The sequence below is a fragment of the Verrucomicrobiia bacterium genome, from assembly GCA_035577545.1.
In the GTDB taxonomy this organism is placed as follows: Bacteria; Verrucomicrobiota; Verrucomicrobiia; order Palsa-1439; family Palsa-1439; genus Palsa-1439.
Window position 1 is genome coordinate 113,670 of sequence record DATLVI010000004.1, and the last position, 22,639, is coordinate 136,308.

The 22,639-nt window shown below is 58.6% G+C and carries 22 protein-coding genes; 9 read left to right on the forward strand and 13 right to left on the reverse strand.

The features are described from left to right. Positions 1–14: 14 nt before the first annotated feature. Genes VNL17_00620 through VNL17_00640 form a run of 5 tightly spaced genes read right to left on the reverse strand, consistent with a single transcriptional unit; the run spans position 15 to position 5,633 of the window. Positions 15–464 (reverse strand): SRPBCC family protein, encoded by a 450-nt coding sequence (locus VNL17_00620; protein HXI82572.1) that lies wholly within the window; start codon positions 462–464, stop codon positions 15–17. After that, positions 461–1,180, reverse strand: a complete 720-nt coding sequence (locus tag VNL17_00625; GenBank protein HXI82573.1) for a methyltransferase domain-containing protein — start codon at positions 1,178–1,180, stop codon at positions 461–463. The genes VNL17_00620 and VNL17_00625 overlap by 4 nt, the downstream gene beginning before the upstream one ends. Then, on the reverse strand, positions 1,177–1,797 hold the full coding sequence (locus VNL17_00630; protein ID HXI82574.1) for a polyphenol oxidase family protein: 621 nt from the start codon (positions 1,795–1,797) through the stop codon (positions 1,177–1,179). Before VNL17_00630 ends, VNL17_00625 begins: the two co-directional genes overlap by 4 nt. Positions 1,798–1,800: 3 nt before the next feature. Next, positions 1,801–3,168: a TolC family protein gene (locus tag VNL17_00635; GenBank protein ID HXI82575.1), complete on the reverse strand. Its 1,368-nt coding sequence runs from the start codon at positions 3,166–3,168 to the stop codon at positions 1,801–1,803. Further along, positions 3,165–5,633 (reverse strand): DUF1736 domain-containing protein, encoded by a 2,469-nt coding sequence (locus tag VNL17_00640; GenBank protein ID HXI82576.1) that lies wholly within the window; start codon positions 5,631–5,633, stop codon positions 3,165–3,167. The genes VNL17_00635 and VNL17_00640 overlap by 4 nt, the downstream gene beginning before the upstream one ends. 218 nt (positions 5,634–5,851) lie before the next feature. Between VNL17_00640 and VNL17_00645 the strand changes: the two genes are divergently transcribed. Continuing rightward, positions 5,852–6,745 carry a DUF72 domain-containing protein gene (locus tag VNL17_00645; protein HXI82577.1) on the forward strand — a complete coding sequence of 298 codons (894 nt, stop codon included), beginning with the start codon at positions 5,852–5,854 and terminating at the stop codon, positions 6,743–6,745. Positions 6,746–6,830: 85 nt separating this feature from the next. Further along, complete coding sequence (locus tag VNL17_00650) at positions 6,831–7,658, forward strand: universal stress protein (GenBank protein ID HXI82578.1); 828 nt, start codon at positions 6,831–6,833, stop codon at positions 7,656–7,658. On the opposite strand, the gene mutY is transcribed toward VNL17_00650, so the two are convergent. Further along, entirely contained in the window at positions 7,650–8,699 is a 1,050-nt protein-coding gene (gene mutY / locus VNL17_00655) for an A/G-specific adenine glycosylase (protein ID HXI82579.1), read from the reverse strand. The genes VNL17_00650 and mutY overlap by 9 nt on opposite strands. On the opposite strand from mutY, the gene rnhC reads away from it, so the two are divergent. From rnhC to VNL17_00670, 3 genes are read left to right on the forward strand one after another with little or no spacing between them, the layout of a single operon-like run. Next, positions 8,698–9,624, forward strand: coding sequence for a ribonuclease HIII (gene rnhC, locus VNL17_00660; protein ID HXI82580.1), 927 nt, complete (start codon positions 8,698–8,700; stop codon positions 9,622–9,624). The two genes, mutY and rnhC, sit on opposite strands and share 2 nt — an antisense overlap. Further along, positions 9,621–10,061, forward strand: a complete 441-nt coding sequence (locus VNL17_00665; GenBank protein ID HXI82581.1) for a hypothetical protein — start codon at positions 9,621–9,623, stop codon at positions 10,059–10,061. The genes rnhC and VNL17_00665 overlap by 4 nt, the downstream gene beginning before the upstream one ends. 21 nt (positions 10,062–10,082) lie before the next feature. Then, complete coding sequence (locus VNL17_00670) at positions 10,083–10,319, forward strand: zinc ribbon domain-containing protein (protein ID HXI82582.1); 237 nt, start codon at positions 10,083–10,085, stop codon at positions 10,317–10,319. Here the strand turns inward: VNL17_00670 and VNL17_00675 are convergent. The 7 genes from VNL17_00675 to VNL17_00705 all read right to left on the reverse strand — a co-directional run bounded on the left by VNL17_00675 (position 10,313) and on the right by VNL17_00705 (position 15,974). Further along, positions 10,313–11,014 carry a carbohydrate-binding protein gene (locus VNL17_00675; GenBank protein ID HXI82583.1) on the reverse strand — a complete coding sequence of 234 codons (702 nt, stop codon included), beginning with the start codon at positions 11,012–11,014 and terminating at the stop codon, positions 10,313–10,315. The two genes, VNL17_00670 and VNL17_00675, sit on opposite strands and share 7 nt — an antisense overlap. 72 nt (positions 11,015–11,086) lie before the next feature. Continuing rightward, entirely contained in the window at positions 11,087–11,635 is a 549-nt protein-coding gene (locus VNL17_00680) for a hydrolase (protein HXI82584.1), read from the reverse strand. Then, positions 11,628–12,131, reverse strand: a complete 504-nt coding sequence (locus VNL17_00685; GenBank protein HXI82585.1) for a DUF2721 domain-containing protein — start codon at positions 12,129–12,131, stop codon at positions 11,628–11,630. Before VNL17_00685 ends, VNL17_00680 begins: the two co-directional genes overlap by 8 nt. Further along, the gene (locus VNL17_00690; protein ID HXI82586.1) at positions 12,128–12,610 is read right to left on the reverse strand and encodes a DUF2721 domain-containing protein; all 483 of its coding nucleotides are present in this window, start codon (positions 12,608–12,610) and stop codon (positions 12,128–12,130) included. The genes VNL17_00685 and VNL17_00690 overlap by 4 nt, the downstream gene beginning before the upstream one ends. Position 12,611: 1 nt before the next feature. Beyond that, positions 12,612–14,624 (reverse strand): NAD-dependent DNA ligase LigA, encoded by a 2,013-nt coding sequence (ligA, locus tag VNL17_00695; GenBank protein HXI82587.1) that lies wholly within the window; start codon positions 14,622–14,624, stop codon positions 12,612–12,614. Next, positions 14,590–14,979, reverse strand: a complete 390-nt coding sequence (locus VNL17_00700) for a VanZ family protein (protein ID HXI82588.1) — start codon at positions 14,977–14,979, stop codon at positions 14,590–14,592. Before VNL17_00700 ends, ligA begins: the two co-directional genes overlap by 35 nt. Continuing rightward, complete coding sequence (locus VNL17_00705) at positions 14,976–15,974, reverse strand: NAD-dependent epimerase/dehydratase family protein (GenBank protein HXI82589.1); 999 nt, start codon at positions 15,972–15,974, stop codon at positions 14,976–14,978. The genes VNL17_00700 and VNL17_00705 overlap by 4 nt, the downstream gene beginning before the upstream one ends. Positions 15,975–16,057: 83 nt before the next feature. Here VNL17_00705 and VNL17_00710 point away from each other — a divergent pair, with 83 nt between their 5' ends. From VNL17_00710 to VNL17_00725, 4 genes are all read left to right on the forward strand, one after another. Further along, positions 16,058–16,639 carry an isoprenylcysteine carboxylmethyltransferase family protein gene (locus tag VNL17_00710; GenBank protein ID HXI82590.1) on the forward strand — a complete coding sequence of 194 codons (582 nt, stop codon included), beginning with the start codon at positions 16,058–16,060 and terminating at the stop codon, positions 16,637–16,639. Between the two features lie 17 nt (positions 16,640–16,656). Then, positions 16,657–18,768 (forward strand): ATP-binding protein, encoded by a 2,112-nt coding sequence (locus VNL17_00715; GenBank protein ID HXI82591.1) that lies wholly within the window; start codon positions 16,657–16,659, stop codon positions 18,766–18,768. A gap of 167 nt (positions 18,769–18,935) precedes the next feature. Further along, a complete protein-coding gene (gene fabF, locus VNL17_00720; GenBank protein HXI82592.1) occupies positions 18,936–20,249 on the forward strand; it encodes a beta-ketoacyl-ACP synthase II in 1,314 nt (437 codons plus the stop codon). Beyond that, the gene (locus tag VNL17_00725) at positions 20,224–22,560 is read left to right on the forward strand and encodes an ATP-binding protein (GenBank protein ID HXI82593.1); all 2,337 of its coding nucleotides are present in this window, start codon (positions 20,224–20,226) and stop codon (positions 22,558–22,560) included. Before fabF ends, VNL17_00725 begins: the two co-directional genes overlap by 26 nt. Positions 22,561–22,639: the final 79 nt, after the last annotated feature.

The window sequence follows — 22,639 nt, forward strand, 5'->3', positions numbered from 1 at the left end:
GAAGTTACGAGCATTCAGGCACCGTTCTGTTCCAGGTATTGTTTGAACTGCGACAAGGTGCGCGTTGCCACGGGCCGGATGAACATTTCGCCCAACACGTTGTGCGCGAACCAGCGACCGAAAGCTGAGTTGCGATCCAGTTCATGGGAAATCGTGATCCGCACACCCTCGGGCGTGGGTGTATACGTCCACAGTACCTGCATCCCGCGCGTGAACGCCTTGAGGTGCTCGAAATGCAGTTCGCGCGCATTCGGATCAACGCGGAATCGAGACGTCCACTGGATCGGCACCCAGCCACGGCGCGCTGCCATTTTGACGATCAGGCCGTCGTCGCCGGTGTTGAGGACGCGAATCCACCGATAGTGCGGGAGTACCTTGGGCCAGAGCAACAGGTTGGCCGTGGTCTCGAAGATCTTTTCGAGCGGGGCTTTGATGAGAATGGAATTCTCGGTACGAATGCTCATTTGCGTCCTGCCAGTACCATGCGAAAGAACCGGTGGCGGCGGATGGTAAAGTGGTCCAGGCCCGCGCGCGCGGCCATCGCACGCCATTCGGCAATGGTGAAGGCGCGTTCGCACGAGGCGGGTGCGTCAAAACGCGCGATGGGGTTGGTGATGATCGTGTGCGCCATGAGCTTGCTCAAACCGATTGCGACCCGGTTCCTCCGCAGGTCGTTGATGATCCAGCCGGCGCGCGCAATATCGCGGATGCGTCGCAGGATTGCAACTGCGTCCAACTCGGAAAAGTGGTGCAGCGCGAGCGAGCAGAGGACCACGTCGAAGCTGGCGGCGGGATAGGGGAGCGCGAGGAGGTCCTGTTGCTCAACGCGGATTTCAGGCCAGCCAGCTGTATTTTCGCGCGCGATCCGTAAAATCTCTGGATTGCCATCGACAGCGGTAATGGCAACGTCCACCTGCTGTGATCGGGCCCAAGTGGCAATGGCGCGGGGTACATCAGCCGCGCCTGTGGCAAGATCGAGAATTGTTAACGCTCTCGATCGATCTCGAGAGTCCGAGAGCTTCTGCAAGTAAAGCAATGGAATGCGGTAGCCGCCGAGGTAGCGGTTGACGTCTTCGAGAACGCGGAGGTCGGCACGCAGGAGCGTGGGTTCGTTGCCTCGGCGATCCATGATCTCGGGGACCATGGGATCGAAACGCCGCGACGGAACCAGCAGGCTCATGGTGATTTCAGGGCGAGGACGGCGAGCATCCGTCCCGTTTGGCCTTTTTCAGCCCGGTAAGAGAAATAGTGGTCGAGATGGCAGGCTGTGCACACGCGGGGATTGTGAACATCGCTCACACCTGCCTGGCGCAATTGCTGTTCAACACTACTCCAGATATCCATTTCGTAATGACACGGCCCGATGGAAGGACTGATCAATGAGGTGCAATCGGCGGGATCCGTTCCAAACTTCTGTTGCATGGTCACCACGGTACTTCCCACGATGTTGGCGATGGTTCCCTTCCTGCCAGAATGCACCAGGGCGATGGCTGGTGTCCGCCGGTCGACAATGAAGACTGCGGCGCAGTCGGCACAGCGAATTACCAGCGGCAAACCTCTTACGGATGTTGCCAGCGCATCGACCATCGGCACGCGCTCGCCGGTAGTTTCAAAGATGACCGCGACGCCATTGCCGTGGGTTTGCTCGGCGGAGGCAAAGCGAGTCGGGGAGAATCCCAGCGCCACGAGCGTGCGGCCCTCGAAATCGTTGGTCTTCGTGTCTTCTGTCGTGCGCAGCGTGAACGCGTGGGTAGCGAATGGGAGTTGGTTTAGCGGCGCGAAGGTTTCGAACTGCATGGATCAATTGGCCACACGCACCGTCATCCCGGTGACACGTTCCAGCGTGGCGATGGCGACATTGTAGTCGTGGAGTGCCTGGACTTCATTGGAGCGGGCATCGGTAAGCGCGGTCTGGGCGCTGAGAACGTCCAACTGCGTGCCGGTACCGGCTTGGAAACGGGCTCTGGCCAGCCGCAGACTTTCCTCGGCTTCTTCCACGGTTTTCTTCTGGGCTTCGATCAGTTCGATGGTCTGAAGATAATCGGAGTAGGCCTGGCGCACATCGAGTTCCACCTGGCGGCGCGTGTCGGCATAGTCGAGATTCGCCTCCTGAAGTAGTGCCCGCGCCTCGCTCACTTTGCCGCGAGTAAGCATGCCGTCGAAAAGCGCCCAGGTTACGCTGGCACCGGCTGTCCAGCCTTCACGAGTAGCATCAGGACTGTTGAAGAAGGTGTCGTCATGCCAACCGTAGTTGCCGAAGACGGAGGCTTCCGGTTTGTAGCCGGAAGAAGCGACTTTGACATTGGCCTTGGCGACACCGATTTGTTGTTCTGCTTGCAGCAACTCCGGGCGATGCTCAAGCCCCTGTTGCAGCGCGGTAGGGAGATCCCAAGCGCGATGCTCGTAAGCCAGTGTGCCCTCGAAATTAATCGGAGTGAAATCGTTCGTTTGGGTGGTGGAATCGATGGCCAGTAGTTTCACCAGGGACTCCTTGGAGATGCGGAGGTCGTTCTGGGCACGAATGAGCGGCGGCTTGGCGTTGGCCAGTTCGACTTCGGCGCGCAGGACGTTGAAGCGCGGGACGGCGCCCACGTCGTACCGCGACTGGGCATCCAGGAGTTGTTGTTCCAGCAGTGTGACGGATTGCTCGCGGACCTCAGCGATGGCCTTGTTCAATAGGATTTGATAGAACGCCTTCCGTACATCGAGAATGGTATCGGCAACAGCCTTTTGAAAACCGAGCACCGCGATCTGGTCGGACAGCTTTGCGGCGCGGACAGCGGCACTAACGCGTCCACCTTGGTAAAGCAGCTGCGAGATTTGGACCTGCGCACTCCAGGGCTGTGTTTGGTTCCCAAAAACGGTATTGGTACCGCCGGAACCCGCAGGGAATGGGAATGCATCAATCGCGCTCCTGGCGATCATCTCGCCGGAGCCGGACGCGGTGATCTGCGGCACGGCCGGCGCGCGTGTCTCAACGATGACGCCCTGGGTACGGCGGATCTCTTGTTGGGCCTTGAGGATCGACGGATTCTGTTTGATCGCCAGGTCAAGGCAATCCTGGAGTGTTAGCGACTGGGGGAGCCCGGTTGCGCCAGCGGCCGGCGTTGGTTTCACAACGGAGAAAAGCAAGGAGGCGGCCAGGAGGCCGCAGAGGGTTTTGATCATGATTTCGAACTCACTGTGGTTGGTTGCTCTGGGAGTAGTTGCTGGAACGATTCCGGCGGGCAGTGGTAGCCCTGCAGCGCATTTTGTTTGGTTTGTTTCGCCATGTCGAACTGCCTGGTTTCAAGAAACACCTGAATGAGCCCATAGTAAGCGGAGCAGATATGATTGTGGACAATCGCGCAGTCGGAATTGAGTCGTGGTTGTCCCTGGGACATGACCACCGAACATCCTTCATGGTCGATTTGGCGGTAAATGTCCACGAGCAAGCGCAGAGCCTCCGAGCGATTGCTGTCGAGCAGCAGCGCTTCCAGCAACGAGATGCCGGCTTCCTCGGAATGTCCAGTGGAGAGATAAACCGACGCGATGCTCAGGTAGGCATCGGGATTCGTGGGGGCCAGATGGCGCATGGCAGTGTAGGCATCGAGCGCCTGCTGGTATTGTGACATGCGCATGTAGGAAAGCCCGAGGTTCCAGTAAATCTCATGGTTGCCGATATCCGGGATCTGGTCGGGTTTGCGGCCGCGCTTCAGTTCCTTGCGGCGGTTGTCGTCGTTGAATTCGTGGTCCAGCGGCACCGCTGCGCTGAGGGCTTCGACGGACTTCTGGTACCACGGGAGGCTTTGGGGAGTCGGCACGAGGGTGCCGTCCGGAGCGCGCTGGGCGAGCGTGTCGCCCTTGATGCGGTAGTAGGCGCCGAGGTGGAGGAGGACGATCTGCGTCTTGTCCGTGACATCGCGTGCCTTTTCACCCTCCGCGATGACGCGATCGATGTTCTTGCCCTCGGGGTCCTTCTCGTAGAGCGCAAAGGCGAGTGACTTGTGGGTCTTGAAGCTGTTCGGGCAGGCTTCGACGGCTTTCGTCCACAGCCGTTCATCATCCTCCCAGTCAGGATTGCGCAAGAACGAGCGCGCGCCGTACGCGACGACCATCAAGCTGAGGGCGGTGCGCGCCACGACCTGCAGCCAGATGCGCTGCGCCCACGCCGAGACATCCATTTGCGGGATCAGGTTACGGCAGATCGCGTAGACGGCGAGCACCACGCAGCCGACGAACCCGATCAACGGCATGTACAGGAAGCGTTCCGCCATGATGCTGCCGATGCACCACGTCTCTTTAACGATGGGCCAATTGAACACTTGCCAACTAAAGATGTGCCAATTCTCAAAGAGCGGCTCGCCCAGTTTCGGGAACAGGTTCGACGTGGGTAGCAAGGTCCCGAAGAAAAAAAACACGAAGAAGAAGAGGGGTTTATTGCGGCGATAATTACGGATCGCGACGAGTAGCACGGTCGCCACCGAGATCAACGCAATGATGGCTTTCCAGTCTTCGAACGTGCTGAAGTGCCAGTTGACGATCGGGACCTGGTTGTAGGAATAATCGCACGAGAGCACCTGTGGCCAGACAAGCAGCCAGAAGTATTTCCCGATAACCTTGATTGCCGTCAGGCGCGCCTGCCAAAAACCAACGTCCGGGCGGACCAGCGGATTGTCCACCCAAGGCAACTCGGGCGGTCGCAGATTCCCGAAAACCCAACTTCGTGTATAGAACATCGCGAGTACCGGGGCAGCGAGGACAACGTAACCTTTTAGTCCAAATTCCCAAAAATTCGAGATGAAACTGAAGAGCCAATTCGGGTGTTTCCGGTGGAGTCGGAAGGTGAAGTCGTAGAGCATCAATACGCCGAGTACGACGATCCCGGTTTCCTTACAGAACACGCCGACGGCTGTTGATAGCAACAAGAGCAGCAGGGATGGGAGTTTGGCCCAACCACCCACGAGACACGCAAACGTCAACGTGGTGGCGGCGAGCGTCGCCAGAGCGATCGTGATCGCGGTCCAATTGAGCAAAGTCGGTGAAACCCAGGTAGGAAGTTTCCAGCAGAGTAGGATGAATCCCGCCAACACCGTGGAAATCGCCGCCATGATGACCTGGGGGCCGGTCCATAACTTGCGCTGGCGATCGGTCGTCGTGCTCTTTACGTAACAGAGGAACCCAACCAGCAAAAACAGCGTGGCAAACAGGTCGGAACGTCCAATGATGTTCGTGACCGATTCGGTGGCCAGCGGGTGTGTGCCAAATAGAGCGGCGGCGAAGAACGCCGGCCAGAGCCGCTCCATCAGCACGAGCACCGCAAAGTAGACGAGGACGGTGTTGGCCCAATGCAGGAAGAAATTAATCCAGTGATAGCCCGCCGCATGATCGGTGTTGCCCAGGGTGTGGTAATTGAACATGTAGGACAGCGTGGTCAATGGTCGGTAGAGTCCACTGACCGCCTTCGGCCACCAGTAGTCTTCGTGGAAGATGAGACGGATATTATTGGGGCTGGCGTCGCGCAGCCGGGGGTCTTCGAGGATGATGAATTTATTGTCGAGCGCAAAGCCCGTGTTATGCACGGTGTTGGCGTACGTGAAGAGGACGACCACGCCGAGCACGAAGACGATGGCCAGATGGGCCGGAGTGCCCACCGCCGGCCACAATGTGGTCTTCGGAGGTCCCTCAGCCTCTGGCTGTTGCGTCGCTTTTGTCGCTGCGGCGTTTTTTTTCTTTTTTGAGCCCATGAACTCGGCACAAGCCTGATAATCAATTCCCTGGCAGATGCGGTGCGCCAAAGTGTGTCAGCAGCCCGCGGCAAAGTCAAAAAGGTTTTGCACAGCGAGAGCACGCGGTAAGATACGCCCAGACCATGGTGGACGCCTCGATCCTTATTGGCACGGCAGGCTGGAGTTATCCGGACTGGGAGAACGTCGTGTACCCGGCGGGCAAGGCGGCGGACCGACTTCGTGCCGTCGCACGGTACCTCGACTGCGTGGAGGTGGACAGTTCGTTCTACCATCCGCCGGCGGCGCGGACGACGGAAAGCTGGGTCCGGACGCTGGAGCAGCAACCCGGGTTCCGCTTCCTGGCGAAGGCATGGCAGCGGTTCACGCATGAACGATCCATGCCATGGACGCGAGCTGAACATGATCTGCTCACCACCGGGTTGCAGCCATTGCGCGAGGCGGGGAGGCTCGATAGCCTCCTCTTTCAGTTTCCATGGTCGTTCCGAAACGACCCAAAGAACCGTGACTGGCTGGACGCTATTGCGGATGCGTTTGCCGATTGGCCGCTGGCGGTCGAAGTGCGCCACGATTCCTGGCTCGCGGACGGGACTTTGGAGTTTTTCCGCGAACGACGCCTCACGTTTTGCAATATCGACCAGCCCGTGCTGGCGCATTGCCTCCCGCCGACCGCGCACGTGACAGCCGAGGTCGGCTATTTTCGCGTGCATGGCCGCAATGCAAAGAATTGGTTCCGCGAGAAGCAGGACGCGTATGGCGGACGCTACGATTACCTCTATTCGGCGATGGAACTGGACGAATTGCTCGCTCACGTTACAAAAATCACGGCGCGCACGAAGAAAACATTCGTGGTCTTTAACAATCACAAGGACGGCAAGGCGTTTGCCAATGCCCTGCAGTTCAAGGCGCGTCTCGTCCTGGCGGCGACTGTGCGCGCTCCCGTGTCATTACGGGAAGGCTTTCCCGTTCTCCGCGCCTGCACGGTACCCGATGGCGCGGAGCAGTTGCCGCTGGTGTAGGCCAGCGGGGAAAATCATTGCTTTCAGCGCGGTCTGCTTCTATAGATTTTGGGCCGGGGGATCGCAGAGGAGGAGCACGTTCAGGATGCTGGAGAAGATACTCGTACCAAGCGACCTTTCCGACCCGTCGAATTCCGTCATTCCCTACGCGGTGACGCTGGCGCAGGCGTTTCACAGCAAGCTGTACCTCCTCCACGTGATGGATCCCGCCTCACTCCACGAGCCGGAGTGCCTTTTGGATTTTCCGAAGTTGTCGAAAATGCTCACACTCGACCTGGGTGCGCCTGACTTGCCGCCCTTGAAGAAATCGATCGCCGTCGCCAAAATGTATCTCTATAAGAAAAATCGCGCCGCCGCGATCATGGACGCCGTCCGCGAGAAGAAGGTCGATCTGATCTGCCTGGCCGCCAACAACGGCGGCGTCAACCTCGCGTGGTGGTCGGTCGGCAACATCGTCGAGTCGATCATCGCCCGCGCGCCGTGCCATGTATTGTGCATCCGCGGACGGCCCGTCAAGGACAAGGATTGGAAGCGGCCACGCTTCAAGCACATCCTGCTACTGACGGAACTCGGTCCCGCCGGCGCTGAGCCGCTCGTGAAAGTTCTTCCGTGGGCCGACAAGCTCAACAGCATGCTGCATATCTTTCCCTTGGTAACGAACCGCGCCAAACGATTGTCCGCGAACAAGCCGCTGCCCGAAGCGGCGAGGCTCCACGCGGCCAGGACCAATGTCCTGTTGTTTGCCGATCCCGCGAAGCGGATGCGCAACCTCCTCAGCTTTGTCGAGAAAACGCCGATTGATCTTATCGTAATGGCTCCGCGCACTCGCGCGAAGTTCTCGAATCGACTTCTCAACGACATCCTCGGCAAACTCTTGCGGGCGACGGACAGCCCCGTCCTGCTACTACGCTGAAAGAATCTTGGCAATTGCTCGACGGTGCGCCGACGACAAACTCAACCGCTTCAACTCCGTGGCGGACACCCAGCGCAATTCGCCGGTGCGTTTGCTTTGAAGCGCGCTCCCGCATTGGCACTCGAACACGCGGAGCGTGATGCGGCGGTTGGTGATCGCGTGGCGAAGTTCCAGCAACTGTTTTCCCTTGCGGAATCGTCCGCGGCCCAAGGTCGGCAATTCCCACATTCCCGCCAGCAACCCGCGTTCGGGGCGGCGTTGCATTAGCAAGCTGCCATTTCGGCGTACAAGCGCCGCACTCGCAACAACGCATTCCGTCATTTGCGGCCGCCCGCGATTCGGCAGTTGATCGACCAACCCCTGCGCCCGCGCAACGCAAACGTGCCGCATCGGGCAGACCTCACAACGCGGGTTTGCCGGGGTGCACACCAGCGCGCCGAGTTCCATCAACGCCTGGTTGAATTCGCCGGGGTCACTGTTGGGCACCAAATCTTCCGCGAATTGCCAGAGTTTGTTCATCGTTTGTGGTGCCCTGACGTTGGCGGTGACGGCGAAGACCCTCGCGAACACCCGCGCCACGTTGCCATCAACCAGCGCCACGCGTTCCCCAAAGGCGATACTGGCAATCGCACCGGCGGTGTAGCGGCCAATGCCGGGAAGTTGGCGCAATCCCTCCGCCGTTCGCGGTAGTTTGCCACCGTATTCGCGAACAACAGTCTGTGCGGCCCGGTGTAGATTGCGCGCGCGCGAGTAATACCCGAGCCCTTCCCACAACTTCAACACGCGGTCGTCCTTCGCCCGCGCCAGCGCGTGTATGGTTGGGAATGCTCGTAACCAGCGTCCGTAATATGGCAACACTGTATCCACGCGGGTTTGTTGCAACATGATTTCGCTAACCCAGATGCGGTACGGGTCGCGCGTGGCACGCCACGGGAGCCGCCGGTGGTGGCGTCGATACCAGCGCAGCAAATCGCGGTGGAACGTTTCCCGAAAGCTTTCGAGATTGACCCGTGCGGTTGGTATGTGGAATCGTGTCGCCATGGCCGAGCGCACATCCTACACGTGTCTGCTGGATGCTGACAAGATTCCGCAACTGAAGCGCGACTTGCAGGCGCGCGGCTTTGATTTCCGCGAGGTGCCGTACGCTCACTTCGGGGCGATGTCCGACAGTGAGAAGGTCAATGTCGCGGTCTACACCAGCGGCAAACTGGTCATCCAGGGGAAGGGGACGACCGATTTCATCCAGTTCTACCTCGAACCGCAGTTGCTCGGCGAAGCGCGGCTTGGGTACGAGCATATTCTTGATCCGACGATGTTGGAGCCGCGCATCGGTGTGGACGAAAGCGGGAAGGGTGATTTCTTCGGGCCGCTGGTGATTGCGGGCGCGTTCTTGAACGAGGCGGCTGCGCGAAATATGATGGAAATCGGCGTGCGTGACAGTAAATTGATCAAGAGCGACGCGCGGATCGCCGAGGTCGCGAAGCAGATCCGCACGACACCAGGCTGCGTTACGGATGTTGTGGCCATCGGCCCCGAGAAGTATAATGAACTGCATGCAAGGATGCGCAACGTGAATGACATTCTGGGTTGGGGCCACGCACGGGTGATCGAGAACATGCTGGCGCGCGTGGACAGCCCGAAGGCGATTTCCGACCAGTTCGGCAACAAGCGTATCATCGAGAAGGCACTAATGGAACGGGGCCGGAAAATTCAGCTTGTGCAGCGGCACAAGGCGGAGAGCGATCTGGCGGTCGCAGCCGCGTCGATTATCGCGCGTGATGGGTTCGTGATGCGATTGCGCAAACTCAGCAAGGAATACGGCGTGGAGTTGCCGAAAGGCGCGTCGACAGCGGTCCAGGAGGCCGGCTTTCAACTCGTCGCGAAGCATGGAGGCGGCGTGCTCGGCAAGGTGGCCAAAACGCATTTTCGCACGACGCAGAAGGTTTTGGAAGGAGCGCCAAAATGAAGGGCATGATCGCGCTTGTGGTGGTCGTGTTGATCGGGTACGCGGGCCTGACCGGGACAAGACAGTTCAAGGCGAATGGCGACTTCTCGGAACGGGTCGACCATGAACTCAATTTCGTCGATGAAAACTCGATGGATTCCGTCAAGCAGGACCTCGTCAACGAGGCGAAGAAACTCGGCATCGACTTGAAGCCCGCCGACATCTACATCAAATACGAGGACACACAACAAGGCACGGTGGCACAGCATTTGGTCGGCAACCGACTCGACGTGACGTTCGTCAACAAGCTCGTCACCATCACGGTGGAATACGTCCAGCCGATCCTCGGGATTCCTTTTCACAAGCAAATCACGCAGAGCCATATCCGGCAGATTCAGGCCCCGCGCAAAGAGCCCAGCCCGGAAATGAAACAACTTTTGGACGCCACACCGCAGTAAAGTTTTAGGAGGGAGAACGCGATGCCGCTTTACGAATTTTCCTGTAGCAAGTGTGAGAAAGATTTCGAGTCACTCGTGCGCTCGGTCAAGTGGGAGGGTGCCGTCGAGTGTCCGCACTGCGGCTCGAAGACGCTGACAAAGAAGCTTTCCGTCTTCGCCGCGCAGGGCACCGGCCCTGCCACCGGCTCATCGTCCGCCCAGCAACCCTGTGTCCGCCCCGGCGGCTGCGGTTGCGTCGGCCCCCGACACCATCATTGATGTTTGGCCGGCGCAAAATCGAAATACGCGAAATTATTCCCGGCGTTGTAGTGCAAGGTCAACAAGTGCATCCCGGCCTCCCGGAAGGTAATGGTCCCGATCTCCGCCTGGTTCCAGATATGCCAACTCCCGGTGGCCATGGGTAGTTTGCATTCGCTGGCAGGCTTGTTGTCCACGGAGAACCAGATGGTTTTCGGCTCGTTGCTGTAGAGAGCCGTGATTTTATACTTTCCCTTTTCCAGTACGTTCACCGTGTAATTGACCCATTCGCCATCGGCCGTCCAGCCGATGTAAAGTTGGTTGGTTGCCGGAGTAAAGAAATTCGGATGATTGAAGTCCGCGAAGTCCTTCGTGTAGGAAATGTCCATGCCTTCTTCTTTTCGGAACCCCCAGATGTAAGGCGTCGCGTGCGGTCGCTGATGATTGGGTATCAGGTTGAGTTCACCGCTGCCGTGATTGACGGGATCGATATCGTGATACGCCACGCCCTCGCCGCCCAGGTCAAAGTAGGCGCATTCAATACGGCCAGGAATTGTCTGAGGCCCTTTCCTGTAGACCTCGTCGGAAAATGGTTGACCTTTATAGTCTGCCGGGAAAGTCGAGGAGACCTTCACCGAATAACTCGTCCGAAATTCAGTGCATCCAATGAAGCCGAGAGGTACAGCCAGGCACAGGACGAGAATGGGTCTGTTCATGCTGAACATTTGGAGAAGCACGGGATTCTTATCAAGCCAAATCGTAAGAAACCTCGCCAGTATCCCAAACCACTACTTGAACAGGGGCAAGATCTGTTTGAACTCTTGGGTGCCGGATTCACGGAGGAGTTCGAAGACGGCGGACTCGACCGTGGTGATGACCGCACCGCAATCGCGCATGCGTTCGATGGCGACGGTATAATCGGTTTCGTGACGTGAACTAATGGCGTCGGCGGCAACGTACACGAAATAATCTTTCATCAAGTCGATGGCCGTCTGTTGGACACACACGTGCGCCTCGATGCCGCAGAGGATGATGCGTTGGCGCCGCAGGTCTTTCACCGTCCGCAGGAATTCCTCCGAACCGCAGCACGAGAACGTCATCTTCTCCAGTGGAGTAATACCGGGCGCTGCCCTCCCGATCTCCGCGCAGACCGGGCCGAGGCCCTTGATGTATTGTGCGGTGACGAGGGTCGGGAGTTTTAACACGCGCGCTGCACCGATGAGTTTCTGGATCGCCGCAAGCGTTTCGGCACGACGCGGCATGACGTTCATGAGCTTCTCCTGCACGTCGATGACCACGAGCGCGGTATTTTCCGTCGTCAATCGCCAATCAGACATTCACACCCACCATTTCCGCAGAGTCCTGGGCGGCTTTGCTGTCCACCTGCACTGCGTGATAGGACAGGCCCACATCGAGCAACGTATACACCAGCGCCAGGGAAATAAGCAGCATCCCCAACTCGAACAGTGCCGTGCAAATCCATGTGGCCTCAAGGTCCAGCCACGCGACTGCCGCAATGGAGACCGAACAAAGGAGCAGACTCAGGCAAGCGGCGTAAAAGCTGGCAATGGCGTTGCGGGTGTAACGAGCGCGCCGCATCATTGACTGCAGTTGCTCGGCAATCTGCCGCCGTCGCATCTTGCTAAAGGCCGTCGCCACCGCCTCGTTCTGAAGTTCGGTACGTTCGTCGTTCAACTTGTGGATGCGGGCCGTGAGCATCGACTGCAGGCGCTGCAGTCCCCAGTTCATCGACGCCGCGCCCGAGACCATGAACATCGGGGCCAGCAACAGGCTGATGAATTGCGGGAGGGCGGTGGTCGTGGTTTCGATCATTGGCCTATCGCTTTCAGACCGACTTCCATTCGCACGACCCGGTAGCTCAACCACGCCTCGGCCAGCGCGAAGGCGACCCCGATCATCAGCCCCGCCAACCCGAGCCCGAACAGGGCGATCACCAACGGCCCCATCGGCGGCCAGCCGAGATGCGCCAGACCGATCACAAATGACGAAACCAGAAAAAGCAGGGTGCCGAGGTACAGCATGAAAACAGCGTTGCGCACGAGCTTGGCGCGGGCGAGCAGGTGGGGGATCTGTTCGACGATGCTCTCGCTACGGGCCTTCTCCCAGTTCGCCAGGGTGGGCCGGCGCAATAGTTCTCGACGTTCATCATTGAGCGCGCGCACGGCCTGGATCAGCGTCGAATACTTGTTCTGTAAACCCGCCAACAGCAATGAACTCGCGGTGAACAGCAACGCCGGCGTCATCGCGGCGTTGATCGACTGAATGGCGGAGTCGAGAGTGGTTGAAAGCATTCTAGGATTCCAGCATCCGTAGAAATTCCGGTTCAGTCAGCGTCTTCACACCGAGTTTGGTGGCCTTGTCGAGTTTGGAACCTGCGTCTTCACCGACGACCACGAAATCAGTTTTCTTGCTCACGCTGTCGGTGACGGTGGCGCCCGCCTTTCGCAACGCGTCTTTTGCCTCGTCGCGTGAGAATTTGGCGAGTGTACCCGTCACGACAACGGTCTTGCCGGCGAACGGGCCGGTCGCGGTGGCTTTCGGCGCAGCCTTTTCTTTCATCTTAAGGCCGGCCTTGCGCAGTTTCTCGATGACCGCTTGATTGCGAGGGTTGTGGAAGAAATCGTGAACGCTCTGCGCCATCACCGGGCCGACATCTTCAGCCTCCTGCAATTCCTCAATACCAGCACTGGCAAGAGCATTGAGGTCGTGAAAATAATCGGCCAGTTTACGCGCGCCGCCTTCGCCCACGTGCAGGATGCCAAGACCGTGAATCAGCCGCCACAATTCGCGTCGTTTGCTTTCCGCGACGGCAGTAACGACATTCGTAGCGGATTTCTCTGCCATGCGCTCCAAGTCAGCCAGTTGTTCGACAGTGAGCGCGTAAATGTCGGCGACGTCATGGATGAGGTTCTTGTCGACGAGCTGATTCACGAGCACTTCGCCCATGCCTTCAATATCCATGGCACCACGCGAGGCGAAGTGACCGATGGTGCGTTTCAGTTGCGCGGGGCAGGCGATGTTTTCGCAACGCCACGCGACGAATTCGGGATCGCGCGCGATGGGACCTTTGCACACAGGACATTTGCCGTCGAGATACTCGTCGAGTTTGAACTTCCTTCGCTTACTCGTTCCTTGCTTTGCCACGCCGACGACTGCAGGGATGACTTGTCCCGCTTTCTCGATGATAACCGTGTCGCCGATTTGGATTTCCTTGCGGTTGATCTCTTCCTCGTTGTGGAGCGTGGCACGTGAGATTGTCGAGCCAGCGAGGAAAACGGGTTCGAGTTCCGCTACGGGCGTCAGTGTCCCTGTGCGGCCAACCTGGATCGTGATGTCCTTGAGCTTCGTCTGGGCCTGCTCGTGAGAGTATTTGTAAGCAATCGCGAAGCGTGGGGCCTTCGCTGTGGCGCCGAGCCGCTTCCATTGGTCGAGGTTGTTGACCTTGATCACCGCGCCGTCAATTTCAAAAGGCAATTTCTCTTCAAGTTCCTGCAATTCCCCAATGTGAGCGATGACCTCCTCAATGCCTTTGCAGATCCACCAGTACCGATGGGTCACAAACCCGAATTCCTTGAGGGCCTCGAGCACGTCGGATTGTTTCGTGAATTCTCCGCCCTCAGCGACCGCGTAGAAGATTGCCTGCAAGGGACGTTGCGCGACCGTGGCCGGGTCGAGCTGCTTAAGAGAACCGGCGGCGGTATTGCGCGGGTTCTGGAAGAGCGGTTCACCTGCCTTTTCACGCGCCGCGTTTAGTTTCTTGAAATCTTCGACCGGGATGTAGGCTTCGCCACGAACTTCGAGTTGTTTGGGCGGGTTCTTTACGCGAAGCTGCAACGGGATCGCGCGAATGGTCTTGAGATTGGCGGTGATGTCGTCACCCGTCGTGCCGTCGCCGCGGGTCGCGCCAACGGCCAATTGCCCGTCTTCATAACGAACGGTGATCGAGACGCCGTCGATCTTGGGTTCGAGGACGTATTCGACCTTTTCGTCGGGCAGAAGCTTGCGCACACGGCCATCGAACTCACGCAATTCCTCGATGTTGTAGGTATTGTCGAGCGACATCATCGGCACGGAGTGCCGGACGCTCTTGAATTCCTTCAAAGGTCGGCCGCTCCCGCGCTGGGTCGGTGAGTCGGGCGTGACAAGGTCGGGGAATTGCTGCTCGAGCGCCTTCAGTTCGGCGTAGAGCTTGTCGTATTCGAAGTCGGAAATCTCGGATTTCGCCTCGACGTGGTAGAGATGATCGTAATGGCGAATTTGATCGCGGAGTTCAGCGATTCGTTTTTTGGCTGCGGCGCGATTCATAAGCTGCGTAGATGGCGATACCGAGGGTGCCTCCAATTGTATCGGCTGTCCAGTCCCATACGTCACACGATCGGTTGGGCACGAACCGTTGGTGAAACTCATCGGAAGCCCCGTAGGCCGATGCAATCAAGATAGCCACCAGTACGGACTTTGACAACGCCAACGTACTGGAGCGACGCACTGCGTCGATGACCAGAATGCCAAGGAGCCCATAGGCCCCGGCATGTTCGACTTTATCGAAGTTCGGAACCGCAGGCGCGATTGGCGGTAGCGACGACTGTGCCGACAGAAAGAAGATGGTCCCCGCCCACAGAATTGCAGGCAGCCACGCACGGATGTTTCGGCGCGCCGTCATAAATGATCAGGGGCTAGCTGCCAGCGGACGGCCTCCTGGATTCCTGGGCGAAAACCGACCTGTGGCTCCCAGCCAAGGGTGGAGCGGATTTTCTCGATTGAGTAGTGGCGTTGGTAGCCAAAGAGAAAAACGCGATAGCGGGTGAGAAGCGGTGGTTGTTTGGAATGAAGGAGGCAGGCGAACCACTCGGCAGCGCTGGCGATTGTATACGCCAGGGCGTAGGGGACATGGCGACGAACCGGGGAAGCGCCCGCGAGAGTGGCGATGATATTGAAAAACTCCTCCTGCGTGATCTTTTCGGGGTTGATAACGTTGTAGGCCTGGCCAATCGCACCTGTGGAACCTACGGCCAGGACAGCAGCGCGGGCGACGTCGCCAGCGTGGACGAGCGGCAGGGTCACGTGTGGATCACCTAGAAAACTGATTTTTTGCTCCCGTAGTAACGGAATGATGCGAGCGAGCATGGACCGGTCGCCCGGGCCATAGAGCATGCCCGGCCGGATGACGGTCGCATCGAGTTGTTTCCCGGACTGGCGCTGCCAGACGATTTTTTCGGACTCGATTTTGGCCCGCCGGTAGAAGTTTCGGCGATCCGTTGTCGCGAGTGCGAAGTCCTCCTTGACGGGCGTACCGTGCGGTGGGCGTCTGTAGACGCCGACGGTACTGAAATGGACCAGACGGCGACAACCGGCAGCGACCATCGCCTCGCAAATGGCTTCCGTTGGGCGGATGGTATTGGCAACAAAGTGCGACCAGGGGGCCCAATCCGAGACCGCTGCGGCGGCATGGAATACCACATCGGTGTTCTTGAGCACGTTCGGATCGAGGTGGTCCCGGCCGAGATCGCAAACGACACAGACCGCCCCCAGTTGTTCAAGCGGTTGCCGATTGGATGTCTGTCGGACGATTGCGGTCACCGACCAGCCGCCCTGGCGCAACTCCTTGACCAGATGGCGACCCAATAGTCCGGTCGCGCCTGTAACAATCGCGTGCATGGAAGTCCCTCGTATATAATATTTTTACTGCACTACCACACAAAAATCGTGTACAAGGAGAAGGGAGGTGGTGCCTTAAGCGGATGAAGGAGAAATGGATTCCAGCGCTTTTCGCGCTTTTTTTTAGCTTCGTCTGTATTCAGCGACTGCTGGAGACGTTCGCCAATCGGCCGGTTGTGAAAGGTGACCGGCTGATGCGGTGGTCGTTTCCAATCATGACGTTGATCCATTCGGGGGTCTTCGCCGGTTCGGCGGTGGAATACTTTGTGGTGAAGCGCCCCGTCAATTACGCGGTCAGCGCAATTGGGATGGTGTTGTATGTGTTTTCCCTGGTGCTGCGGAATGTTGCCATTCGCACCCTGGGCCGTTACTTCAGCCTCCACATCGAGATCCGGCAACAACATGAACTTGTCCAGGAGGGAGTATACCGTTACGTGCGCCACCCGATCTATTCCGCCGTGGTGTTGGAGTTGATTTCCGTGCCGCTCGTGGCCAATGCTTATATGACGCTGGCGGTGGCCCTGTTGGTGTACATGCCCATGTTGGCGTGGCGGTTGCGGCGCGAAGAACAGGCGATGGTGGAGAAGTTCGGCGGGCAATATCGGCAATACCAAGAGCGAGCGGGTGCGCTTTGGCCGAGATGGTCGGCCTGGTATAGGAACTAAGGAATCCAAACAGCAGTATGAATCCGCTCTTTTATTGTTTGGTGCTGGTGAACGCCATGGCGAGCGTTTCAGCGGGCGCAGCCGTGTGGTGGCGCAACCGCTCCAAACCCGTCGGCCCGGGTTTGGGATTGACGATGATCGTGCTCGGGGTGTGGGCCGGGTGTTTCGCGCAATATTTCCTGCCGCTGTCACCCAGAAATGCCCTGTTGTGGGGCCGATGGACGCTGGCAATGTCAGTGTTGAACCTGCCCCTGTTCTTCTACTCGATGTGCGCGATGGTTGAGCAGGTGCGGAGGTATCGCGCCTGGATCATAACGAGTTATGTGTTTTGCGGGGTCCTCTGGCTGGGGTTATGGGGCGGGTCCCTGGTAACGGGGTTGAGCCATCCGACCTACATGGACCATTACCTGCGTTGCCATCGGGGCTGGTACGCGGTGTTGGCGCTCCATGAACTGATCTGGCCGGTTTTCGGGGAATGCATCTTGGCGGTCAATGCGCTTCGCAGCCGGGGGTACCAGCGCACCCAACTGCTCTATTTCATGGTTGCGTCCATCATCGTTTTCCTGACCACGACATCGATTATTGTGCCGCTCGAATACAATATCGATATCCCGCCCTTTGGATTTCTGCTATTACCGATCGACCTGCTCTTTCTGGCCTACGTCATGGTCAAGGCGCGGATGGCGGATTACAACGTCGTCATCGCCCGGGTGTTCCTCTACGTCGTGACGATGGTCATCATCGCGGGTGTGAGCCTGGTATTCATCGGCGGGGTGGCGCTGGTGGCGCCGGGGTTCATGAACGAGAAGCAATTGATGTTCGCGTTCCTGCTGGCTACGGGGATCGGAGTGGGGTTGATGGTCAGCCTGCCCAAACTGCTGCCCCGCGCGGAGCGCATGATGCAGGAGCGCTTGTTCGCGGGCCGTTACGGTTATCAGGACGCGCTCTCGGGGTTGGTCAGAGAGTTAAGCACGCTGCCCACCATTGAAGAGGTGCTCAGCACCGTCGTGACCACCCTGCATTCCCAGATGCAGGTTTCACGGGTGCTCATATTGCTTCAGGATCCACTTTCGGGAGACTACCGGTTGCAGGCAGAGAGCGGTTTGGGGCCGCAGGACGACGTGGAAACGCTGTTGTTGAAGGAAGATTCGTCGATTGCGAAATGGCTACAGGGCAACCGAGATGCGCTGGTTCGCGACGAGATGGCGCGGCGCGCGCCGGTGTGGTTGCGGGATCAGCTCGACGCCGAGTTGAACCGGCTCAAGGTCGCCGTCGCCGTGCCGATGATTCTCGATGATCGTCTCGTGGGCTTGACCTGTCTTGGTGAAAAACTAAGCCGCGAGATGTTTTTCGTCGGGGACCTCCGCCTGCTGGGAACGCTCGCCACGGAAGTTGCCCTCGCTGTGAAATATCGCCGCATGGAAAGCGAGGTGTCCCGGAAAAACCGGCTCATCGAGCTGGGGACCATCGCGGCCGGCGTGGCCCACGAAATTCGCAACCCACTGGCGTCCATCAAGACGTTTGCGCAGTTGATGCCCGAACACATGGATGACCCTGAGTTCAAGAACGAGTTCAGCAAACTGGTGTTGAAGGATGTGGATCGAATCACAAAAGTCATCGAGAGTATGCTGGCCTTCGCCCGGCCGGCGCAGGTGAACATCAAGGAACAGCCCGCGAACGAACTCATAGAGGAAGCCATCCTGTTGGTCCAACCCCGCCTGAAAGGCAAGCGAATCGAGTTGAGCCGGGAGTTTCATGGGAATCCAATCGTTAATGTCGATAAGCACCAGATCCTGCAGGTGTTGGTCAATTTGCTTAGTAACGCCGCGGATGCTTCACATGATCAAGGCAAGATTCGCGTTGCCACGGGTGTGAGCCAGCGGGACATCAACGGTGACGGTAATCGAAACCAAAAATTCACTGTCATCGAAGTTGCGGATAATGGCTCCGGCATTCCAGCAGCCGTCCGTAACCGCCTTTTCGACCCATTCTTTACGACAAAGAAGGAGGGCACAGGTCTTGGCTTGTCCATTTCACAGAAGATCGTCCGTGACCACGGCGGGGCTATTACTGTTTCCAGCGTAGAAGGTAAAGGTACCACCTTTCAGGTCAACCTTCCAGTGAAGTAGCTATTAATGGACAAAATTGTCCAATAACGCCAAGAAGTTCTTTACTCGGTGCCGGAACCTGCTAGTATATGACCCAGTGGGGAACTTATCTGGAGGTGGTTCGCACCGTGTGCGGGCCGTATGCGGGACGTTTTTGTAATCCCGGCTGTGCAACGCGAAAGTTGTCGATGAGCAAACGCAGGGTGGTTATCACGGGCATTGGGGTTTTAACCCCGGTGGGCATCGGTTTGGAAGCATTTTGGGCCAATATCATCGCTGGAAAATCTGGCGTGGATCGCGCATCTATTTTGGTGGAGTCCGACTGCCCTTGGAAGATGGCGGGTGAGGTTCGCGATTTCCGACCCGAAGACTGGCTTGGACGGAAAGATATTCGGCGAATGGACCGGTTCACCCAATTCGGGCTGGTCGCGTCGCATATGGCCATTTCTGATTCCGCGTTGGACCTTGAAAAAGCGAACTGCAATCGCATCGGCCTGGCGATAGGTACCGCGTACTCGGGCTGGGGATTCGCCTCCCAAGAGTATGATGTCTTCAAGACGAGGGGCTTTGATGCGATGAGTGCCTACACCAGCATCGCCGTCTTCACGGGGTCGTGCGGCGGACAGGTTTCCCTCCACCTTGGACTACACGCACCCAGCCTGACCATCGCGACGGGCTGCGATTGCGCCAGCGCGGCCATCGCCCAGGCGGCGGACATGATTGTGGCCAATGATGTGGATGTCATGCTGGCCGGTGGGGCCGAGGCTCCAATTCAACCCATCGTGGTCGCGGCGGTTGGCACCAGCCACGCCATCTCCTCAAGGAATGACGAACCCTCGCGGGCTTCCCGTCCATTCGATCGGAAGCGAGACGGGTTTGTCATGTCCGAGGGCGCCGGGGTGCTCGTTGTTGAGGAACTGGAGCACGCGTTGCGCCGGGGCGCGCACATCTACGCGGAATTGACCGGTTGGGCATCCACGTGCGATGCCTACCACATGTGCCAGCCGGATCCAGACGGCACCCAGGCAGTGCGTTGCCTGCAGATGTCGCTGGCTCGCGCTGGCATACGACCGGACCAGGTGGACTATCTCAATGCCCACGGCACTTCAACGCCCCTGGGTGACCGCGTGGAAACCATCGTCACAAAGAAGGTCTTCGGCGATCGCGCGTATGATCTGCCACTCAGTTCTCTCAAGGCGGCGCTGGGCCATATGCAGGGGGCGTGCGGCTCTGTCGAGCTGGCGGCCTGCTGCCTCGCCATCCGCGACAACATTATTCCGCCGACAATCAATTACGAATTTCCGGATCCCGAGTGTGACCTGGATTGCGTCCCGAATGTCGCTCGCCACCGTCGCGTCGACATCGCGGTGAGCAACTCCCTTGGGTTCGGCGGCCGCAACACCTCTCTTGTTATCGAGCGCTATCGGAACGGGTCAGCCAACAAATCCAGCAGTGCGGACGGAAAACGGGCGACACATGAAAACGGCTTTGCTGCTGACTAACTCAGCCCAGACACAAAGGCTGCTGACAGATATTCTCGGCGAGAAGACGAACATTGTTTTGCTTCCGCCGCCGACCGAACCGTCACAGGGACAATTCGATACCCTTTTCTCGACGTGGTTACCGCTCGCAGACGCGGTCATCCTGGATGCCGTTTCCCTCGGGGAAACCACCCGTTGGGCAGTGGACTCCCTCGTGGCGTCCACCCTCCAGGAGCATCAGGCCGTGATCGTGCGCGTGGCTGCCGGGCAAGAGCTGGCGGGTTCCATGCCGTCCGGTTGGTTGATGGTTTCCGACGTGGATTCCGCAGAACGCTTGAACCAGGCCCTGGGCACGTTCTTCGAATTGCGCGATGCCCAATCCAAACTGAAACGGGTCGATGCCGTGATGGCGCGTCAACGACAAGCGGTTGCCCCGACGGCGGCCGGCGTCCCGCAACAGCGCTCAATGGCACCGCCGCACATGTCGGCCATCGGCCAATCGTTCGAGGCGTATCGGTACCGCGACGCGTTGAAGGATCTCTCGCGAATTCTCAGCCAATATGTGGATGAGGGCGAACTCCTTGCGGAGTTTTTGCGGCTGGTGCGCGAGTTACTCGGTGTCGGCAAGGTGGGGATTTTCACACGCCGTCTACCCGGGGACCTCTTTGCCGGCCAATCAGCCCCCGGGAGCAGGCAATTCACTGCTGCTCGTAGCGCCGGAATCGCGCAGCATGTTGCCGAGCATTTGCGGTTGAGCATCGATTCAGGTATTGGCTCTTATCTGGTACGCGAAGCCAGGATTCTCCGACGGACACAGATGCTGGATTCACTGGCCCTTGATTACGACCCGGAGATTGCCCGTGAGTTTGAAGCATTGGGGACCGAGGTGGCTGTGCCGATCTTCGATGATGACCAATTGTTGGGCGTGTTGACGTTCAGCGGCAAGATCACGGGCGAGCCCCTGGCGACCGAGGAATTGGAGCTGGTTTACTATTTGATGGCCCAGCTTGCGCAGGCAGTCCGCAACCTGCATTTGCGCGACCGGATTGCCGGCCAGCAACGGTTCGTCAACGAGGTGTTGGCGCACGTACAGACTGGCGTGGTTGTGGTCGGCCAAAACAGCCGCGTCCTTGCGGTCAACCGTCGCGCCAGCGAATTGCTTGAGTTGGGCGGCAAGGTAATTGTTGGCCAGGACAGCCGGCAGTTGCCGAGTCGTGTGGCCGATGTGGTGTTCGAGACTCTGCAGACGGGCCGCGAGATTCACCAGCGGGAGGTGGTGTTGCCGCCGGGACATCGCCCGCTCGGCATCAGCGCCACCCGTTTTGCCATGACGGCGGGCAGCGTGGTGGCCGGAGAGGGCGGGTGGATTGCGGTCGCGCTGATTGAGGACCTCACGCAGGTCAAGTTGCAGCAAACGCGCTCACGGGAGCTGGCTGACAAAGAATTTTTTACGCGCCTGGCGGCGCGCCTGTCGCACGAACTGAAGAATTCGCTGGTGTCCATCAAGATTTTCGCGCAACTTCTGCCAGAGCGACACGACGACAAGGAGTTTCGCGAGCAGTTCAGCACAACGGTCGCCAACGAAGTGAACCGGGTGGACGTGTTGGTCAATAATCTGACGTTCTTTGCCCATCCGTTGCTGTTGGTGTGTGAAGACCTCGTGTTGAGTGACGTCATCGACACCTGCGTCAAGAACGTCACGCAGGAATTCGGCCGCAAGCAGGTGGCACACATTATCGGTGTAGGCGAGAAGGCTCCTGAACCGTCCCAGGCGCCTGTGGTGACCGTGAAGAAGAATTTCGCGCACAAGTTTGCGCGGCTCGAAGGCGATCGCATCCGTCTGTTGCAGGCATTCGAGCACGTCTTGCGGAACGCGGTGCAGTGCATGCCGCAGGGCGGTCGGCTGACCATCAGCACGAGCGACGCACAGGTGACGGACTATCCTGACGGCAATCTGCCGGCGGGAGGAGGCGTACGCCTGGAATGGCAGGACACGGGCGGCGGGATTGCTCTGGAAGACTTGCGGCGCGTGACGGAACCATTCGTGACCACGCGTAACGTCGGCGTGGGATTGGGGCTGACGATTGTGAAAAAGATCGTCGAACGGCACGGTGGACGTTTGGAGATCGATAGCCTGCTGGGCCGCGGGACGACGATTGTGATGGTGCTGCCACTCAAGGCGCAGCCGCATCCCGATGATGATTTGTTACGGGAGAGTTTGAAGACGGCAGCGTCTTCTCCCCCATCAAGCGCGGGGGACGCCGCCAGGGTGCGCAACCGCATTGCCGAGCGTTGGGGTGCGGATGCGGGCCGACAGCCGGACCAGTCGTAAAGCCGTATAGGGGACGCGACCTTCGATGGGTCGTGTGATGGGGCGTTGTATCGATTTAGCATTTAGCCACGGAGGCATG

Coding starts and splice junctions, on each gene's coding strand:
- VNL17_00680 (HXI82584.1), bottom strand. CDS start 11,635: ATGTCTGATTGGCGATTGACGACGGAAAATACCGCGCTCGTGGTCATC.
- VNL17_00630 (HXI82574.1), bottom strand. CDS start 1,797: ATGCAGTTCGAAACCTTCGCGCCGCTAAACCAACTCCCATTCGCTACC.
- VNL17_00675 (HXI82583.1), bottom strand. CDS start 11,014: ATGAACAGACCCATTCTCGTCCTGTGCCTGGCTGTACCTCTCGGCTTC.
- VNL17_00725 (HXI82593.1), top strand. CDS start 20,224: ATGAAAACGGCTTTGCTGCTGACTAACTCAGCCCAGACACAAAGGCTG.
- VNL17_00620 (HXI82572.1), bottom strand. CDS start 464: ATGAGCATTCGTACCGAGAATTCCATTCTCATCAAAGCCCCGCTCGAA.
- VNL17_00700 (HXI82588.1), bottom strand. CDS start 14,979: ATGACGGCGCGCCGAAACATCCGTGCGTGGCTGCCTGCAATTCTGTGG.
- mutY (HXI82579.1), bottom strand. CDS start 8,699: ATGGCGACACGATTCCACATACCAACCGCACGGGTCAATCTCGAAAGC.
- VNL17_00635 (HXI82575.1), bottom strand. CDS start 3,168: ATGATCAAAACCCTCTGCGGCCTCCTGGCCGCCTCCTTGCTTTTCTCC.
- VNL17_00645 (HXI82577.1), top strand. CDS start 5,852: ATGGTGGACGCCTCGATCCTTATTGGCACGGCAGGCTGGAGTTATCCG.
- VNL17_00690 (HXI82586.1), bottom strand. CDS start 12,610: ATGCTTTCAACCACTCTCGACTCCGCCATTCAGTCGATCAACGCCGCG.
- VNL17_00685 (HXI82585.1), bottom strand. CDS start 12,131: ATGATCGAAACCACGACCACCGCCCTCCCGCAATTCATCAGCCTGTTG.
- rnhC (HXI82580.1), top strand. CDS start 8,698: ATGGCCGAGCGCACATCCTACACGTGTCTGCTGGATGCTGACAAGATT.
- VNL17_00715 (HXI82591.1), top strand. CDS start 16,657: ATGAATCCGCTCTTTTATTGTTTGGTGCTGGTGAACGCCATGGCGAGC.
- ligA (HXI82587.1), bottom strand. CDS start 14,624: ATGAATCGCGCCGCAGCCAAAAAACGAATCGCTGAACTCCGCGATCAA.
- VNL17_00650 (HXI82578.1), top strand. CDS start 6,831: ATGCTGGAGAAGATACTCGTACCAAGCGACCTTTCCGACCCGTCGAAT.
- fabF (HXI82592.1), top strand. CDS start 18,936: ATGAGCAAACGCAGGGTGGTTATCACGGGCATTGGGGTTTTAACCCCG.
- VNL17_00670 (HXI82582.1), top strand. CDS start 10,083: ATGCCGCTTTACGAATTTTCCTGTAGCAAGTGTGAGAAAGATTTCGAG.
- VNL17_00625 (HXI82573.1), bottom strand. CDS start 1,180: ATGAGCCTGCTGGTTCCGTCGCGGCGTTTCGATCCCATGGTCCCCGAG.
- VNL17_00665 (HXI82581.1), top strand. CDS start 9,621: ATGAAGGGCATGATCGCGCTTGTGGTGGTCGTGTTGATCGGGTACGCG.
- VNL17_00705 (HXI82589.1), bottom strand. CDS start 15,974: ATGCACGCGATTGTTACAGGCGCGACCGGACTATTGGGTCGCCATCTG.
- VNL17_00710 (HXI82590.1), top strand. CDS start 16,058: ATGAAGGAGAAATGGATTCCAGCGCTTTTCGCGCTTTTTTTTAGCTTC.